The 16652-nt window shown below is 66.7% G+C and carries 16 protein-coding genes; 10 read left to right on the plus strand and 6 right to left on the minus strand.

Annotated elements, in window-relative coordinates; translation table 11 throughout:
- Nucleotides 1–86 precede the first annotated feature (86 nt).
- Nucleotides 87–1862, minus strand: coding sequence for a Cdc6/Cdc18 family protein (locus BM310_RS00595; protein WP_089803811.1), 1776 nt, complete (start codon nt 1860–1862; stop codon nt 87–89).
- Nucleotides 1863–3115: 1253 nt separating this feature from the next.
- Between BM310_RS00595 and BM310_RS00600 the strand changes: the two genes are divergently transcribed.
- The 6 genes from BM310_RS00600 (at nt 3116) to BM310_RS00620 (ending at nt 8393) form a co-directional block, all read left to right on the plus strand.
- Nucleotides 3116–3757: an Era-like GTP-binding protein gene (locus BM310_RS00600; RefSeq protein ID WP_089803812.1), complete on the plus strand. Its 642-nt coding sequence runs from the start codon at nt 3116–3118 to the stop codon at nt 3755–3757.
- A 65-nt stretch (nt 3758–3822) separates the two neighbouring features.
- On the plus strand, nt 3823–4143 hold the full coding sequence (locus tag BM310_RS00605) for a DUF2073 domain-containing protein (RefSeq protein WP_191452724.1): 321 nt from the start codon (nt 3823–3825) through the stop codon (nt 4141–4143).
- A 133-nt stretch (nt 4144–4276) separates the two neighbouring features.
- On the plus strand, nt 4277–5407 hold the full coding sequence (locus tag BM310_RS00610; protein WP_089803813.1) for an OapC/ArvC family zinc-ribbon domain-containing protein: 1131 nt from the start codon (nt 4277–4279) through the stop codon (nt 5405–5407).
- Between the two features lie 290 nt (nt 5408–5697).
- Complete coding sequence (locus BM310_RS00615) at nt 5698–7167, plus strand: MATE family efflux transporter (protein WP_089803814.1); 1470 nt, start codon at nt 5698–5700, stop codon at nt 7165–7167.
- A gap of 207 nt (nt 7168–7374) precedes the next feature.
- Nucleotides 7375–7464: a hypothetical protein gene (locus BM310_RS21905; protein WP_006055598.1), complete on the plus strand. Its 90-nt coding sequence runs from the start codon at nt 7375–7377 to the stop codon at nt 7462–7464.
- A gap of 119 nt (nt 7465–7583) precedes the next feature.
- Nucleotides 7584–8393 carry a DUF7089 family protein gene (locus BM310_RS00620; RefSeq protein ID WP_089803815.1) on the plus strand — a complete coding sequence of 270 codons (810 nt, stop codon included), beginning with the start codon at nt 7584–7586 and terminating at the stop codon, nt 8391–8393.
- 33 nt (nt 8394–8426) lie between these two features.
- On the opposite strand, the gene BM310_RS00625 is transcribed toward BM310_RS00620, so the two are convergent.
- Together BM310_RS00625 and BM310_RS00630 are read right to left on the minus strand one after the other, a co-directional pair.
- Nucleotides 8427–9005 (minus strand): DUF7090 family protein, encoded by a 579-nt coding sequence (locus tag BM310_RS00625; protein ID WP_089803816.1) that lies wholly within the window; start codon nt 9003–9005, stop codon nt 8427–8429.
- A 178-nt stretch (nt 9006–9183) separates the two neighbouring features.
- The gene (locus BM310_RS00630; protein ID WP_089803817.1) at nt 9184–9639 is read right to left on the minus strand and encodes a DUF2391 family protein; all 456 of its coding nucleotides are present in this window, start codon (nt 9637–9639) and stop codon (nt 9184–9186) included.
- A gap of 128 nt (nt 9640–9767) precedes the next feature.
- Here BM310_RS00630 and BM310_RS00635 point away from each other — a divergent pair, with 128 nt between their 5' ends.
- Nucleotides 9768–10448: a class I SAM-dependent methyltransferase gene (locus tag BM310_RS00635; protein WP_089803818.1), complete on the plus strand. Its 681-nt coding sequence runs from the start codon at nt 9768–9770 to the stop codon at nt 10446–10448.
- A gap of 69 nt (nt 10449–10517) precedes the next feature.
- On the opposite strand, the gene BM310_RS21680 is transcribed toward BM310_RS00635, so the two are convergent.
- The 3 genes from BM310_RS21680 to BM310_RS00650 form a co-directional block, all read right to left on the minus strand.
- Nucleotides 10518–10820, minus strand: a complete 303-nt coding sequence (locus BM310_RS21680) for a Rieske 2Fe-2S domain-containing protein (RefSeq protein WP_245778408.1) — start codon at nt 10818–10820, stop codon at nt 10518–10520.
- A gap of 437 nt (nt 10821–11257) precedes the next feature.
- Nucleotides 11258–12970: an ABC transporter permease gene (locus BM310_RS00645; RefSeq protein ID WP_089803820.1), complete on the minus strand. Its 1713-nt coding sequence runs from the start codon at nt 12968–12970 to the stop codon at nt 11258–11260.
- A 4-nt stretch (nt 12971–12974) separates the two neighbouring features.
- Nucleotides 12975–14117: a thiamine ABC transporter substrate-binding protein gene (locus BM310_RS00650; protein ID WP_089803821.1), complete on the minus strand. Its 1143-nt coding sequence runs from the start codon at nt 14115–14117 to the stop codon at nt 12975–12977.
- A gap of 180 nt (nt 14118–14297) precedes the next feature.
- Between BM310_RS00650 and BM310_RS00655 the strand changes: the two genes are divergently transcribed.
- The 3 genes from BM310_RS00655 (at nt 14298) to BM310_RS00660 (ending at nt 16523) form a co-directional block, all read left to right on the plus strand.
- Nucleotides 14298–15299 carry an AI-2E family transporter gene (locus BM310_RS00655; RefSeq protein ID WP_089803822.1) on the plus strand — a complete coding sequence of 334 codons (1002 nt, stop codon included), beginning with the start codon at nt 14298–14300 and terminating at the stop codon, nt 15297–15299.
- A gap of 146 nt (nt 15300–15445) precedes the next feature.
- Complete coding sequence (locus BM310_RS21135; protein WP_177232495.1) at nt 15446–15583, plus strand: hypothetical protein; 138 nt, start codon at nt 15446–15448, stop codon at nt 15581–15583.
- A 274-nt stretch (nt 15584–15857) separates the two neighbouring features.
- Nucleotides 15858–16523, plus strand: a complete 666-nt coding sequence (locus BM310_RS00660; protein ID WP_089803823.1) for a helix-turn-helix domain-containing protein — start codon at nt 15858–15860, stop codon at nt 16521–16523.
- The last annotated feature ends 129 nt before the right edge of the window (nt 16524–16652 follow it).

The following is a 16652-nucleotide window of genomic DNA, read 5'->3' on the forward strand; positions in this document are numbered from 1 at the left end:
CTCGTCGTCGGTCGTCTCCGTTCTGGTGTCGTCGTCTACCCCGGTCGGTCGTCGTCGTTCGTCGCGACTCGGATACAGTCGCGCGGTCAGTTGTCGAACCGGGCCTGTACGAACGGTTGCGCGTTCTCGATGTCGCCGAGGCGGGAGTCCGAGAGGAGGACCGCCTCCGTCTCGTCGATGGGGACCGACAGCGAGATTTCCTTCGTGCGACCGTAGCGACCCTTCGAGACGACGACGGCGTTGACGATGCCGAGCATGTCGAGTTCGGAGATGAGGTCCGTCACGCGGCGTTGCGTGAGGATGTCGGCGTCTATCTCCTCGCAGAGTCGCTTGTAGATGTTGAACACCTCGCCGGTGTTGATGTTGCGGACGCCGTTCTTCTCCAGGAGGATGATGGCGAAGAGGACTATTTTGGACTGCGTGGGGAGCGTTCGGACGACTTCGACGACGCGGTCCAACTCTATCTTGTCCTGCGCCTGCCGGACGTGCGCCTCCTCGACGGTGTCGGCCTGCCCGCGTTCGGCGAGTTCGCCCGCGGTTCTGAGCAGGTCGAGGGCGCGGCGCGCGTCGCCGTGTTCCTGCGCGGCGAAGGCGGCGCAGAGCGGAATCACGTCCTCGGTGAGTGCGCCCGATTTGAACGCCACGTCGGCGCGGTGCTGGAGGATGTCGCGGAGTTGGTTCGCGTCGTACGGCGGGAACACGATCTCCTCCTCGCCCAGACTGGACTTCACGCGCGGGTCGAGGAAGTCGGTGAACTTCAGGTCGTTCGAGATGCCCATGATGGAGATGCGCGAGTTGTCCAACTCGGAGTTCATCCGCGAGAGGTTGTAGAGGGTGTCGTCGCCGGACTTCTCGACGAGTTTGTCTATCTCGTCCAGCATGATGACGACGACGCGTTCGTTGTAGTCGACGGCGTCGAAAAACGTCGAGTAGACGCGGTCGGTCGGCCACCCCGTCATCGGCACCGTCTCCATCTCCTCTCGGTCGGTCTCCAACTGGTCGATTCGCTCCTCGACGTCCGACAGCGAGTCGAACGCGGTGTCCGCCAGCAGGTCCGGCGTCTCTCGCGCACGCGTGCGAAGGTCTTCCAGACGGTCGAGTTCGTCCTCGATGACGCCGAAGTTCTTCTCGATGAACTTGTTGGCCAGTTGGGCGAGGACACGGTACTGGGTGTCCGTCACCTCGCAGTTGATGTACTCGACTTCGCAGGGGACGTCGTACTTCTGGGAGGTCGACTCCAGTTCCTGACTGACGAACTTCGCACTCGCCGTCTTCCCCGTCCCCGTCTTCCCGTAGATGAGGATGTTCGACGGCGTCTCCCCGCGGAGGGCGGAGACGAGAATCGTCGCCATCTGATTTATCTGCTCGGTTCGGTGGGGGAGTTCGTGCGGCGTGTACGACGGGCGCAGGACCTCCTTGTTCTCGAAGATGGGTTCACCCGAGAGCAGGTCGTCGAACAGGCCGCGACTGTCGCTGCCGCCCTCGTCGAGGACGACTTCGTCGAGACTCACGTCCGTCGACGGGTCGTCCGCCACCTCGTCGTCGGCCCCACTCGGTCCGATACTCTCCTGGATGTCGATGTCCTCGGCGGTGACCGGGTCGTCCCCCGCGTCGTCGCTTACCGGTCCGTCGCTCTCCGCGTCGTCGTCCGTCGTCCCCCCGCTCTCCGCGTCGGCCCCTCGGTCGTCGTCCGCGACGGTACCGTCGTCACCGACGCGTTCGCCGTCGCTCTCGCCGTCGGCGTCGGACGAGGCGGAGGCGGACGACTCGCGGCCGTCGCCGGACGGAGCGTCGTCGGCCGTCGAGTGATTCGTCCGCCCTTCGCCGTCGTCGTCGTCGCGTCTCGATGTATCGTCGTCCATGCGTGAATCCCCCCTATTTCGACTGGAAGACGCTCCGTCAGCGGCCCGCAACCGGCAGAATGCCGCGTGAAACTGCGGCATTCGGTGAGAAGGCCGACGGTGGAACGTCCAGATGATGCAGACGAACCAGACGAACAGGTGCTACAAAAAACTTGTCTATCAGTAGCCCCGTGTCCGTCGGTGAGTCCCCAGAAGTACCGGTGCTAAATACAAGGACACTAGTAGAATATAGTGATTCGAGCCGATGTATGAGGCTATACGGACGAAACGGCGGGGTTCGTCGAATCGACCCGTGACCGAATAGAGAGAAAGCGTCGTCGTCGCGAGAACGAGTCGTTCTTTTGCGGTCACGTCCTTCCCCTCCGGTCACGTCCTCTACGTGGCAGTTTGGCGACACGAAGAGGCGTCGCAGAACTCGGGTACGGGCGCGTTCGACTGGAAGTCGGGGGATGGCCGTCGACGAAGGGGACCGTTTCGGGTGAAGTCACTCCACTATACCCTCTCGAATCGGACGATACAGGGGATTTCACGGGGGCACGGGTCGTCTGGACTCGAAGTCGAGGGGAGTGGCACCTCCCCCACCCCTTCGTTTCGGGTGGAACGGTCGAGACGGGGGGAGGGGGGTCGCGCCGACTTCTTCGAAGCGGGAGTTTTATGTATATATACATTCAACGATACCCGTAGTAGAGAAAAAGCGATTATTTCTACTCTGTCTCTGCTGTATTAACCTAGTGCTAGGCTCGGCTCGCGTCCCTCCGGGGGCTTCCCGACGAGTTCCACTCGAAACGAAGGGGTGGGGGTGTGTCGGAGGTGATGGTGGGACGAGACGACACGGAGGGACAACACGGAGGGACGGCAGAGGGAGACGGCGCGGAGAGAGGACGTTGGGTCGGCGTTCTGGGAGGCAGTCAGTCGTTCGAATCGAAACGGAGGGTAGTACCGCCGGGATACCGGGTGGGGGAACGACTATGCGAGCGAAGCGGCTGGAGGGGAGCGTCGAACGCGAAGCGAACGTCAGTCAGGACCGATGGGACCGTGAAGACCAGCGACGCGGCGAGTCGTCGGGAGCCGGCCGCAACTGTCCGCTCTCGGCGGACCTCGGTCGTCGTGTACGTCGATGTTAATCTCGGTTCGGTCGGATAAAGCAGAGGTAAATGTGACCGGCGTCTGACGTAGTGCTTAAGTTAGTTCAGAAATGTGGGTACTTCATACGCCCCTCCGCGATGATAAGTCGGGAGGTGCGGGAGGACAGGATGGGACTGCTCACAGAACTTAGAGACAGCATCTCACGGGTCGTCGACCGGATGTTCTCGGACGCAGAGCCGAGACGAATCGGCATCTACGGACCGCCGAACGCCGGAAAGACGACCCTCGCAAACCGTATCGCCCGTGACTGGACCGGTGACGCCATCGGCCCCGAGAGCCACATCCCGCACGAGACGCGTCGCGCGCGCCGAAAGGAGAACGTGGAGATAGAGCGCAACGGGAAGAAAGTCACCATCGACATCGTCGACACGCCGGGGGTCACGACGAAAGTCGATTACAAAGAGTTCCTCGACCACGACATGCAGAAAGACGACGCCGTCCGTCGGTCCCGTGAGGCCACGGAGGGCGTCGCCGAAGCGATGCACTGGCTTCGCGAAGACGTCGACGGCGTCATCTACGTGCTCGACAGCACCGAAGACCCGTTCACGCAGGTCAACACGATGCTCATCGGCATCATCGAAAGTCAGGACCTGCCCGTACTCATCTTCGCGAACAAGACCGACCTGGAGGAGTCGAACGTCCAGCGCATCTCGAACGCGTTCCCCCAGCACGAAACGGTGCCGCTCTCGGCACTCGAAGGAAACAACATGGACGAAGTGTACGACAAGATAGCGGAGTACTTTGGGTGAGTACCGTGCCTGAAGTCACATCCGGCGACGACGGGGTGCAGATTGACCTCATCAGTGCCGCCCGCATGGAAGGGCTGGCCAGCATGGAGAAGATCCGTCTCATCCTCGACGGCGTCCGCGACGGGAACATCGTCATCCTCGAAGAGGGACTCTCGCCGGACGAGGAGTCGAAACTCATCGAAGTGACGATGACGGAGATAAGCCCCGACGAGTTCAACGGAATCGAAATCGAGACCTATCCGCAGTCGAAGGGCGGGCAGGGCTTCCTCGGCCGACTGATGGGCAAAGAGGACACCAAGAAGCTCACCGTCATCGGCCCGGCCAACCAGATTCAGACGCTCCACAAGGACGAGAACCTCATCAGCGCGCTCGTCTCGCGGAAGTAGCCGACGCCGCGTCTTCGCCGACCCACGCTCGACCACCAACCCAACCAACCCAACCCACGCCGGCGGCGCGTCTCGACCGACGGATTCGGACGCTCGGCGGCCGCGACAACACACACGACGAGAACGGACACACATGCCCCACCAATGTACGAACTGCGGGAGGGTGTTCGCCGACGGCTCGAAAGAGATGCTGTCGGGGTGCCCCAACTGCGGCGGGAACAAGTTCCAGTTCAGCCCCTCGGGCTCCGGGAGCGACGCCGCCGCGTCCACCACCGACAGCCGAACGGCGTCGTCCGACGCGACGCCGTCGTCGGGGCGCGCCGCCGACGCCGATGCGGACACCGACACCGCCACCACTGACCGAGAATCCGCCGACGACGACGCGGGTTCGACGACGTGGAGGCGCGCCGCCTCGCGGGCGGCCGACGCCGTCGACCCGCGTTCCGGGAGCCGACGGTCGGACTCCGGCGACGACGACGGCGGGCGACCCGACGCACCCGGACGCGACACCCAGAACCGACAGACGGACAGCTCGAACGACCTCGACGACGCTCGCCGCCGCGGGCAGTCGCTCCGTGAGTGGGCGAACTCGCGCGGCTTCGCGAGCGAAGTCGAAGGCGCGGACGACGAGACGACGCTCCGTGAGAACCGGCGGCGGACCGGCGACGCGCAACGACGCCCGCCGGAACGACGGCCGGAGCCCGAGTCGTCGCCGTCTCCGAACGCGTCCGAGTCGTCGCCGTCTCCGAACGCGTCCGAGTCGCCGCCCGACTCGGCACCGACTTCCGACACCTCGACGGCGTCGCCCGATACGGCACCGACGCCGTCCGAGTCGTCGGCACCGTCTGAACCGTCCACGACGCCGTCCGACACACCGCCGACGCCGTCCGACACCCCCACCGATACGTCTACGGACGAACCGTCGGTGTTCGGCGACGAGGTGGAGGACGACGCGCAGGCGAGCGCACGGTCGGACGTGGTGTCGCCGGACGAGATTCGCGCGGCGTCGGAGAACGCCGACGACAGACCCTCGGACGCGGACGGCCGGGTCATCGAACCGCAGAGCGACGACCGCCCGGACCTCGACGAACTCCGCGAGGAACTGAACGACCAGTTCGAGAGCATCAAAATCGTCGCGCCGGGCGAGTACGAACTCAACCTGATGGAACTGTACGACCGACCCGAGTACATCATCTCGCTCCGCGAAGACGGCCGGTACGTCATCGAAGTGCCGGACACCTGGGACAGCCACGACGACCGCTGATTCGTCGCAGTCGCGGTCACGCGGTCGATTCCCCCCATCCATTCCCATCCCACCGACTTCCGCGCTCCCGTTCTTCTTCTCCCCGGTTTCGCTCCCGCCGCCTCTCCGGTTCGTTTCGACTCCTGCGCTCGTTTCGACTTCCCCGCTTTTCGCCGCGTTACCCCTTCGTTTCCACTCGAACCGGGTCGCTCGGCCGACTCGACTTCCCGCACCCGTCTCCAATCCCCCCGGTACCGGTGCTATCCGCCGGTTGCTGAACCAATAGGCGGCCGAAGTCCCACCTTTCGACGATGGCATCGTCCCTCCAGCGTCGCGCCCACGACGCCCTGATGTGGTTCCCCGCGCTGTTGGCCCGCCTCGGCCTGGTGGACCGCGAGAAGGGGTCGCGGGCGTTCGACCTCGCGGTTCCGGTGATGGTCACCGGCGGGATGCGGACGCTGCTCCGCATCGCCGACTTCCTGATGGTGAGCCTCGCACTCGGCGAGGCGGCGGTGGCGGGACTCGAACTCGGCTTTCAGTACTACTTCATCCCGTTCGGACTCGCCCTCGCGCTGACCAGCGGTACCATCAGCGTCGTCTCGCGGGTCGTCGGCGCGGGCAACTACGACGCCGCGGACTTCGCGGTGAAGCAGTCGCTGTGGCTCTCGATTCTCCTCTCCGTTCCCATCACCGCCGCCGGGTGGGTGTACGCGACGCCGCTCATCGACCTCCTGACGAACGACCCGGCGGCCATCGAACTCGGGAGCGCGTACCTCCGAATCGTGATGTTGTCGGTGACGTTCCGCTTCTGGAGTATGATCGCCGCCCGCGCTCTCGCGGGCGTCGGCGACACCCGGACGCCGATGTACGTCCGCCTGCTGACGCTCCCGACGAACGTCGCGCTGAACGCCGTCCTCATCTTCGGCCTGTTCGGCGCGCCGGCACTCGGTGTCGAAGGCGCGGCGTGGGGCACCGTCGCCGCCAACACGCTCGCGGCGGTCATCTTCTTCGGACTGCTCGCCTCCGGGCGGTGGGACGTGCGACTCCGCCTCGGCGGCAAGCAGTGGGACTGGGGCGTCGTGGCAGAAATCGTCCGCGTCGGTCTCCCCCTCGCCGGGACGCGGCTCTCCCGGACGTTCGGTCGGTTCCCGTTTCTGTTCGTCCTCGGCGTCCTCGGCACCGACGTCGTCGCCGCGTACGCCATCGGTCGGCGCGTGATGCTGCTGGCGCTCATGCCGGCGTGGGGCTACTCCACGGCCGCCTCGACGCTCGTCGGACAGGCGGTCGGCGGCGGCGACGACGCCGAGGCGACGGAGTACGGCTGGCAGACGCTCCGCATCGCCCTCGTGACGCAACTGCTCATCGCGGCGGTCATCTTCCTCGCCGCCGAGCCACTGGCGCAGGTGTTCGGCGCGGGTAACGTCGCTCTCACGACGACGTTCATCCGCGTGTTCGGCCTCGGCGTGGCCGGGTTCAGCGTCTCGCGAACGATGCGCGGTGCCCTCCGCGGCGCGGGCGACACCCGCTGGCCGTTCTACGGCGGTCTGCTCGGGACGTACGTCGTCCGTCTCCCCGTCGCCTTCGCCGCACTCCCCGTCGGGTTCGCCGTCTCGGCGTTCGGCGTCACCGTCGCCCCCGGACTCGGGTGGGCGCTCCCGGCCGTCTACGCGGCCATCCTCGCCGACATGTACGCCCGCGCCGTCGTCAACGGGGCGCGGTACTACAGCGGCGAGTGGCTTCGCGTCGCCCGGGAGTCGAACGTCGGCTCTGCGGCCGACTGAGCGACGCCCCGACGGACCGGACCGACGCGGCCAACCGACCGCCGGTTCCGGCGTCGACTCTCCGCGTTCGGGCCGTCTGCGCCCCGCGAACCCCTCCGTTTCCACTCGAACCCGAAGTGAACTCGAATGCGAGTGATGTCCTCGCCGGTCGGGACGACGGTGGCCGATATTGAAGCCTTTAAGCGCCAGCACTCTCTGCGTGACAGTATGAGCCAAGCGACGAAGATCGTCATCGGAACCGTCGGTGTCGCCGCGTTTCTCGCTATCGCACTCCTCGCCGTCCTCGCGTTCGGGTAGGCGGACGCGAACCGGTAGGCGGACGCGAACCGGTAGGCGGACGCGAACTGGTCGGCGGACGCGAACTGACCAGCGAACGCGAACGCACCGCTGAAGGTGGCGCGGTTCGAACCGCGTCCATGTTCGAATCCCGTGACCTCGCAGACGACGTCGCCGCCGTCCGCGACGAACACGCCCCGGACGCCCTCGTCCTCTCGGCGGCGGCGGACTTCGAGACCATCCCGCCCGCCGCGGCGGAGGACCTGGGTCTCCTCGTCGATTCGCTCGACCCGGCGACGTATCCGGCCGACTGGCTCCCGGACGACGCGCCCGCACTCCTCGTCCGCTATGCGGGCGGCGACTTCACCATCGGGATGCCGGGCGACGGTACCGTCGTCTGGACGCGACAGACCGTCCCGCCGTGCGTCGTCGCGAAGAAACGCGCGGAGGGGACGCCGACGGACTTTCTGGACTTCCTGTTCGCCGAGGCGTTCGTCCAACTCGGTGCCGGCGTGCCGGAACAGTTCCTCCCGTTCTTCGGCGAGCAGTACCGCGAACTCGACGCCGCGGTTCCCCTCCCGCCGAACGACGTCTACCAGATAGCGGCGGCCCTGTACGAGGCGTGGGTCGGACTCCAGACGCGGCCGACGTTCGATTCGTGGGAGTCGGACCACCCGCGACTGTACGACGCGTGGCGCGACGCCGGCCAGCGACTGGAGGGGCGACTCGACACCCTACCGCGCGCCGTCGCCCGCGGGAACACCTCGTTCGCGGAGGCGACGGAGTACGCCTGCTCGGCCGTCAAACACGGACTCGACCTGCCCGCACCGTTCGCGGCCCTCGACACGGAGGCGTACGTCGAGTACGGCCCGAGTTACGGTGTCCGCTGGGCGAGGAAGACGTTCGAGCGACTCGAGACGGACACCGACACGGACGCGGACGAAGTCTGAGACTGCCGGTCAGCCCCGCGGATTCTGCCCGCCTCAGAAGTCGCTCGTCACGATGCCGTCCACGTCGAGTTCGACGACGCCCTCGAACAGTTCGCGGAAGCGTTCGAGCGTCGCCTCGTCGTGAACCTCGTTCGAGAGGTGGAACAGGCCGACGGCGTCGTGTTCGTCCAACAGGTCGAGCAGTCGCTTCGTCGCCTCGTAGGCGCCGTCCACGTCGGCGTAGTAGGCCATCTCGGTCACCGAATCCACGCTGACCCGGAGTTTGCCGTCGTGCGATTCGAGGAAGTTGCGCGTCTGTTCGACGATGCCGTCTAAGTCGTCCGGCGCGGAGACATAGTGGACGTTGTCGGACCCGCGGCGGGAGTAGCCACGTTCGACCGAGAGCGTGTCGAGGATGACGGCGCGGGACTCGTCCACGTCGTAGTGTTCCAGTTTCTGCTCTACCTCGCGGGCCGTCGTCCGGGTGGAGACGACGAGGAAGTGGTCGGTGTCGGTCTTCAGAAAGTCGGTGTCGATTCGGTCCGTCTCGCCGATGCTCGGATGCAGGAGAAGAATGCCCGTGCCGCCGGGAATCGTGTCCGGCGTGTTCTCGATGGCGAGGGTGTAATCCATACCAGATTCTCCGACCGGGGAACCTTAAGACTGCGGGTGAGTCTCTGTCGCATCCGGCGATTCGCGGACCGCGAACCCCCCTCCGGCGTCGCCATCTCCGTCGCCGGTTCCGTCCGCACTTCGGTTGTTGCCGTCCGCACTTCGGTTGTTGCCGCCTCGGCGCTCTCACAGTACGAAGTCAGAACACGCTGTCGGCCGTCGCGGCGCCGATGACGCTGAACACCGCACCGATGCTCGCCGCCTTCAGCGTGACCCTCAGCACGTCGAGTTGGAGGCTCAACCCGAAGAACGTGTCCGCGTCGCCGGCCATCTCCGAGAGGAACGTCCCCGGCGCGTCGAACGCGAGTGCGAGGATGAGCACCGAGAGGTAGGCGACGAGGATGAGCGAGACGAACCGGGCGGGGACGCCGAGGAGTTCTCGTTCCCGGTCGGGGTCCCTGTCGTCCGCCTTGTAGAGCGCCCCGTACCCGACGGTGAGGACGATGACGGCGGTGAGCAATCCCTGCACGACCGACATGCTGGCCGCGAGGTTCCACACCTCCTCGGTGACGACGAACGGTCCCGCGAGCAGGAACCCCCCGACGACCTGTTGGGCCGTGTCCGCGAGTGCGAACCGGCGGCGTCTTCCGACCATGCCCCGATGCTTGCGACGCCTCGGCATAAACCGTCCGGCGCACTCTCTGCCCCGCCCCGCCGCACGCGACGGGCCGGTCGGCGTCCCGAATCCAGTCACGTTTAGTCGTCCGGCGACGACCCGACCGTATGAGCGTCAGAGACGAGTTCGACGCGTGGGCCACCGACGGCCGCGACAAGGGGATGGAGGAGCGACACTGGCACACGGCCAAGCACGTCCTCGCGCGGATGCCCGTCGAGTCGGGCGACGTGGTGTTGGACCTCGGATGCGGCAGCGGATACGCCGGCCGCGCCCTCCGCGAGACGAAGGACGCGGGGCGCGTGTACGGACTGGACGGCGCCCCGGAGATGGCGCGCAACGCCCGGTCGTACACCGACGACGAGAGCGTCGACTTCCTCGTCGGCGACTTCGACGAACTGCCGTTCGCCGACGACAGTCTCGACCACGTGTTCTCGATGGAGGCGTTCTACTACGCCGCCGACCCCGACCACGCACTCGCCGAAATCGCGCGGGTCCTCCGCCCCGGCGGGACGTTCTTCTGCGCGGTCAACTACTACGAGGAGAACGAGGCGTCCCACGCGTGGCAGGAGAACATCGCGATAGAGATGACGCGGTGGTCCCGGGAGGAGTACCGCGAGGCCTTCCGCGATGCCGGCCTCTACGTCGCCGAACAGGACAACGTGCCGGACCTGGAGATAGAGATTCCGCCCGCGGAGGCGTTCCCCACCGAGAACTGGGAGACGCGCGAGGCGATGGTCGAACGCTACCGGACGCTCGGGACGCTTCTGACCGTCGGCGTCGCGCCCTGACTCTCCGACTCAGTCGCCGGCGACGTCGCGCCCTAACGAACCGTCGGCGCTACGCCTGACCCTCGCGACTCAGTCGCCGTCGGACGCCGTCGGCAGGTCGCCTACTACCGGCCCGTCTATCACTGACCCGTCGCAGTCGAAGTGCGACCCGTGACACCGACAGTCCCGCGTCCGGTCGCCGTCGTTCCACTCGACGAGACAGCCCATGTGCGGGCAGACGGCGGAGACGGCGTGCAGGTCCGCCTCGTCGTCGCGGTGGACGCCGCGCACGTCGCTGCCGTCTCGGAGCACCGTCGCCTCCCTCGGCGCGAGGACCCGCACCTCCTCGGACCGGGGCTTCGTCACCCGGTCGCCGGCGAACGAATTCGCCACCTCGGCGTTCTCCTCGACGAACTCGTTCGCCGCCGACGACGGCCCGAGGCGGTCCGAAACCAGTAGGCGTCTCGGTCGGCGGTCGGGTCGGTCTCGGCCGGTGAAGTGTCGTAGGGCATGGGTACGCCCCGCTGTGAACGAGATAGCCGTGGTAGCGAGGCGTCGGGGAAACTCCTGCTGGTCGCGCGTCCGAACTCCCGCTCGGTTCGACCCCTTCGTTTCGAGTGGAGATTGTGACTGGTCAGCGTCCGGATAGTCGCGTCCGCACCGTCCGACCGGCGTGTTCGCGCCGCCTCGGTGGCCGGATTCGAGCCGTTCGAGTGGCCGGATTCGCGTCCATGCGTTCGATTGGGATGGACTCGACGGAGACGGTCGAGACTGCAGTGGAACCGGTCGGTATCAGTCGCGAAGACGGCCGAAACGGCCGAGTCAGGCGGTCACAGTCCGCCGCGTTCGCCGGTCCGACCGCCGAAGCGTTCGATGACGACGAAGCTGAGGCTGGTGACGACGAGGAGGACACAGCCCATCGCCGTGGCGGGGCCGAGTCGCCGTCCCAGATAGCGCTCGACGGCGACGGGCATCGTGTAACTGGCCGACCCCTCCGCGAGAATGACCGTCGAGTCGAACTCGCCGATGCTGATGGCGAACGCGAACGCCGCGCCGGCGACGACGCCCGCGGCGACCAGAGGGAGTTCCACGTCGAGGAGGGCGCGGACGCGACTCGCGCCCAGCGTCCGCGACGCCTCCACGAGGCGGGGGTCGAGGCCGCCGAGGAGGGGGGCGACGTTGCGCGTCACGAACGGGTACGCGCCGACGGCGTGGGCGGCGACGATGGCCAACGCGCCCGTCACCTGCACGCGGGTGCCGAACACGTCGACGCCGAACACCAGTCCCCGGAGGAGGCCGAGGCCGACGACGATGCCCGACACCGTCAGCGGTGCCATCGAGAGGGCGTCGATTACCTTCCGCCCGCGGAACTCCCGCGTCGTCAACACGCTGGTGACGACGCCCATCGGGAGGGCGAGAGCGAGCGTTCCGAGGCCGAAGACGAGCGAGTTCCTGACCGCCGAGAGCGGCCGAACCTGATAGGTCGTCCCCGTCTGCTGGCGTTCGACGAGGAACAGGTAGTGGTCGAGCGTGAACCCGCCCTGCGGTCCGGTGACGCTGGCGAGGAGCATCGACGCGATGGGGGCGACGAACACCACGACGGCGACGACGCCGTACGCGAGGACGGCCAGCGTGGTTCCGAGTTCGGGGAGCGACGGCGCGGACGGCCACACCGACCGACGACGCTGCGGGCGCGCGCCGCGACTGCCCGACGCGCGACTCCCCTCGTAGCGGAGGTAGGCGTACGTCAGCGCCAGCGAGATGGCCGTCTCGACGGCCGCCAGCGACGCCGCCTCCGCGAAGGCGAGGTTCTGGACGCGCGAGTAGATGAACACCTCGACGGTGGCGAGTTGGAAGCCGCCGAGGGCGAGGACGATGGGGAAGGAGGCGAAGGTGAAGATGAACGTGAGCGTCGCGCCGACGGCGACGGCGGGGAGCAGTTGCGGGAGGACCACGTCGAGGAAGGCGCGACGCGGCGACGCGCCGAGCGTCCGGGCCGTCTCCACGGCGGAGGCGTCCACGCTCTCCCACGCCGCCGTCGCCACGCGCGTGACGAGGGGTGCGTTGTAGAAGGCGTGGGCGACGATGATGGCGGGCAGCGAGTAGAGCATCGTGAACTCGGGGAGTCCGAGGGCGGACAGCGCGCGGTTGAGCGTCCCGTTCTGCCCGAACGTCGCGACGAAGCCGATGGCGACCATGATGGAGGGCATGACGAACGGGAGGATGGTGAGCGAGCGAAGTGTCTCCCGGCCGCGGAAGTCGAAGCGCGACAGCACCCACGCGCCGGGGAGGCCGAGGGCGACGGAGGCGACGGTGGAGAGCAGCGCTTGGTACGCGGTGAACCGGAAGATGCCGAGGTAGAACGGCGACGTGAGCACCTCGACGAGGGGGGTCAGCGTCCACTCGCCGGAGACGCGCACCGCGTCGACGAACACCGTCCCGACGGGGTAGTAGAAGAGGACGAACAGGACGACTGCGGTCACGGCGGCGACGAACGCCAGCGCCCGCCGTTCGACCCCTCGGGCGAGTGCCGCGACGCTCACCCGTTCAGTTCCCGACGAACTGCCGTTCCCACGCGCTGGTCCACTCACTGAGGTTGTCTCGGAGCGTGTCGTAGTTGAAAGTGACTGCTTCGGGGGGTTCCTGCGCGTACTTGGCGAACGACTCGGGCAACTCCGCCGTCGTCGTCGCCGGGTACTGGACGTTGCGGACGGCTATCTCCGCCTGCACGTCCGGCCGGAGGACGAAGTCCATGAACGTCCGAGCGAGTTCGGGCCGGTCGGTGCCCTCGAACATCGCCATCCCCTCGGGGTTGGCGTAGCCCTGGTCGTTCAGGAAGCGGAGTTGGTGCTTCGCCAGGTCCTCGCCGGAGTCGTGGGCGTACACCTGGTCGGTGGAGTAGGAGACGACCATCGGCGCCTCCCCGTTCGAGTAGGCGGTGTAGGAGGTGGACCAGTCCTCCAGCACGCGCACGTCGTTCTCCTTCAGCCCCTGCCAGTAGTCGAGGAAGCCGTCGCGCCCCTTCGCCGCGACGGTGTGCAGGAGGAACGCCTTACCCGTCGCACTCGAGACGGGGTTCTGGGTCAACAGGTCGCCCGCGAACTGGTCCTCCAGCAGGCCGTCGAACGTCGCCGGCGCGGAGAAGTCGCCGTCGCCGAACGTCTCGTCGAAGACGAGGCAGATGTAGCCCGTGTCGTACGGGACGGCGCGTCCCTGCGGGTCGAACTCCAGCGACTCCTTCACCGTGTCGCGCCGTTCGAGGCCGTCGACGGGGGCGAAGAGCGGGGCGTCGAGATTCTCGTCGATGCGGATGAGCATGTTCACGTCCAGCCCAACGTACAGGTCCGACGGGATGTCGACGCCGCGGGCGGCGCGTTCGATGTAGTAGTTCACCTCGCTGTCGGGCGTCTCGTAGCGAATCGTCGCGTCGAACTCCGACTCGAAGGCGTCCTTCAACCACGGGCCGGGACTCGTACTCGGCGCGTCCACGAACGCGCCGTACGTCGCGACGACCAACTCCGGCGTCTCCCCGCCGGCGGTGCCCGTCGTCGTCCCCGTCTCACTCGCCGTCGTGCCGCCCGTCGTCGTCGTGCCCTCGTCCGCCGTGGTCGCGCCGCCGTCGCCGAGACACCCGGTGAGAGCCGCGACGCCGCCTGCTCCCGCCGTCGTCAGGAAACTGCGTCGTTTCATTACCAAGTAGTTCCACCCGGTGATACTTAACGCGTGTCATCGCGAGCGACTGCGGGCGTCGGCGCCGAGGGGCGTCCGTCGACGGAGAGGCGCGACGAGTCTGTCGACGGAACCGCCGCGTCGAACCGTCGCGCCGCGTTTCGGAGGAACGACTTTGTACCTCCACAGATACCTCCGGTCGTGACACTCGACCGTCGGTACGTGTTCGGCGGACTGTTCGTCCTCACGGGCGTCGCCGCCGCGTTCCTCCTGCGTTCCGTCCTCGGCACCGTCTTCTTCGCCGTCACCGTCGCCTACCTGCTGTGGCCGGTCCGACAGGCGCTGGTCCGGCGCGGACAGTCGTTCCGGGTGGCGAGCGGTGTGGCGACTGTGGGGGCACTTCTGGCCGCGCTCCTCGTCCTCTCGCCGTTGGTCGTCGTCGTCTACCTCCGCTTCGACGCGCTCGCGTCGCTCTTGGACCTCATCCCCTCGGACGTCGTCTTCGAACTGTTCGGGATGACGTACCGGTTCACGCTGGCGGAGGTGTCGACGTTCGCCGTCGCGTACCTCCGGCGACTGGCGACGGCCGCGGCGGCGGCGACGCCCGTCCTTCTCGTGAAGGCGACGCTGTTCGTCTTCCTCGTCTACTCGCTGCTCTACCACGGCGAGAAAGCCCAGCGCGCGGCGCTCGCCGTCGTCCCGTCGTCGTACCAGCCGGCCGCCAGAGCCCTGAACGAACGCGCCCGCGACACGCTGTTCGCCATCTACGTCCTGCAGGCCGCGACGGCCGTCGGGACGTTCGTCCTCGCCCTGCCGGTGTTCTACCTGCTCGGCTACGAGGCCGTCGTCACGCTCGCCACCGTCGCCGCCGTCCTCCAGTTCGTCCCCATCCTCGGCCCGACGCTCCTCCTCGCGGGGTTGGCGGCGTACCAACTCGCCATCGGGCAGACGGTGGCGGCACTCCTCGTCGTCTTCGTCGGCGGTGCCGTCGTCGCGTGGCTTCCGGACGTGCTCATCCGACCGCGCCTCGCCCAACAGACGGCGCACATCCCCGGCAGCCTCTACTTCGTCGGTTTCTTCGGCGGCGCTCTCACCCTCGGCGCCGTCGGTATCGTCGCCGGTCCCCTCGCCGTCGGCCTGTTCGTCGAGACGGCGTCGCTGCTCACCGGCGAACTCCACGCCGTCCCCGTCGACGACGAGTGAAGTCACGGGGCTCGTTCGAGCGGAGGTGGTCACGCACCGAAACCCGCTCGCGGCGTCCTCCATCCCGGCCTCTCGCGAACTCTATATAAACGGGTTATACGAATAAGCTACAGAACGATGCAGTTACGGGCCTTCTATTCGGGTATATGGCACAGAGAACCCGTGCCGACGACCGAGGCAGCGCCACCGAATTAGAACTCTACCTCCCCGCCGGGGTCAGCCCGTCGTTCGACGGCAGTTGGTTCGACCGACTGTGGGCGAGGCTGTTCGACTATCGCGTCTGAGACGCCGACGTCGCTCCGAACGAACGCGCTGACACCGTCGACTCGGAGGTAGCGTGTATTCTCGCCCGCCCGACTCTCCCGGTCTGACCGCCGCGTACGAGACGTGAGAGAGTGAACGGTCTCGTCGTGTCCGGGAATCGCGACCGACCCAGTTAAGCCCCCACACGGTCACCGCTACGACCACGGCAGCGAGCGGTGTCGCGTCGATCGTCACCGAACGTCTCGACACCCCTCGTCGCGAGATTCGAAACTGCACACCACTCCCCTGTAGAACATGACCGACATCAAAGCGGTCGTCCGGGTTCAGCACCCCGACATCGTGCTCTCACAGACGGTCGATCACGACCGAAGCTCGACGGTCAAGTCGGTGTCAGAAGCGGGCACTGACCCGACGTCGGGGAAGTTCTTCTATCACATCGAGTCGTCCGACTTCTCCCAGTTCGAAGACGGACTCCGGAACGACAGCACCGTCGCCGAGTTCGAACGCGTCAGCGAAACCAGAGACGAGAAGGCAATCTACAGCTTCGAGTACACGGACGAAGCGAAGGTCCTCTCGCCGGTAGTCTCGGCGGCGAACGGCGTCATCCTCGACATGGAGAACGACGGAAGCGCCTGGATACTGACGGTGTGGATACCCGAGCGAACGGAGTTGGTCCACCTCTGGGAGTACGCACAGGAGAACGACATCGACATCGAATTACTGCGCGTGAACGAGTACGCCAGCCTGGGTACGACGGACGCCGGGTTGACCGACAGCCAACGGGACGCACTCCTCGTCGCACTCGAAACGGGGTACTTCGAAGAACCGCGGGACGCGACGCTCGGCGACGTCGCCGCCGATTTGGACATCTCTCAACCCGCGGCCAGCGGCCTCCTCCGACGCGGAATCAAGCGACTCATCGTGTCATCTCTGCTGGACGACGAGGAATCCCCGGACTGACCGTCGACGACTCGTGCGACGGCGACGGTGACGCCCGAGGAACTTCGGGAGCGCGTACGATAGTACTTAGCTGTTTCCCACGACTCGACAGTTCAGCCGCCGAGAAAATGCGAACAGATAACAGGGCTC

It is taken from the genome of Halogeometricum rufum, assembly GCF_900112175.1.
GTDB lineage: Archaea > Halobacteriota > Halobacteria > Halobacteriales > Haloferacaceae > Halogeometricum > Halogeometricum rufum.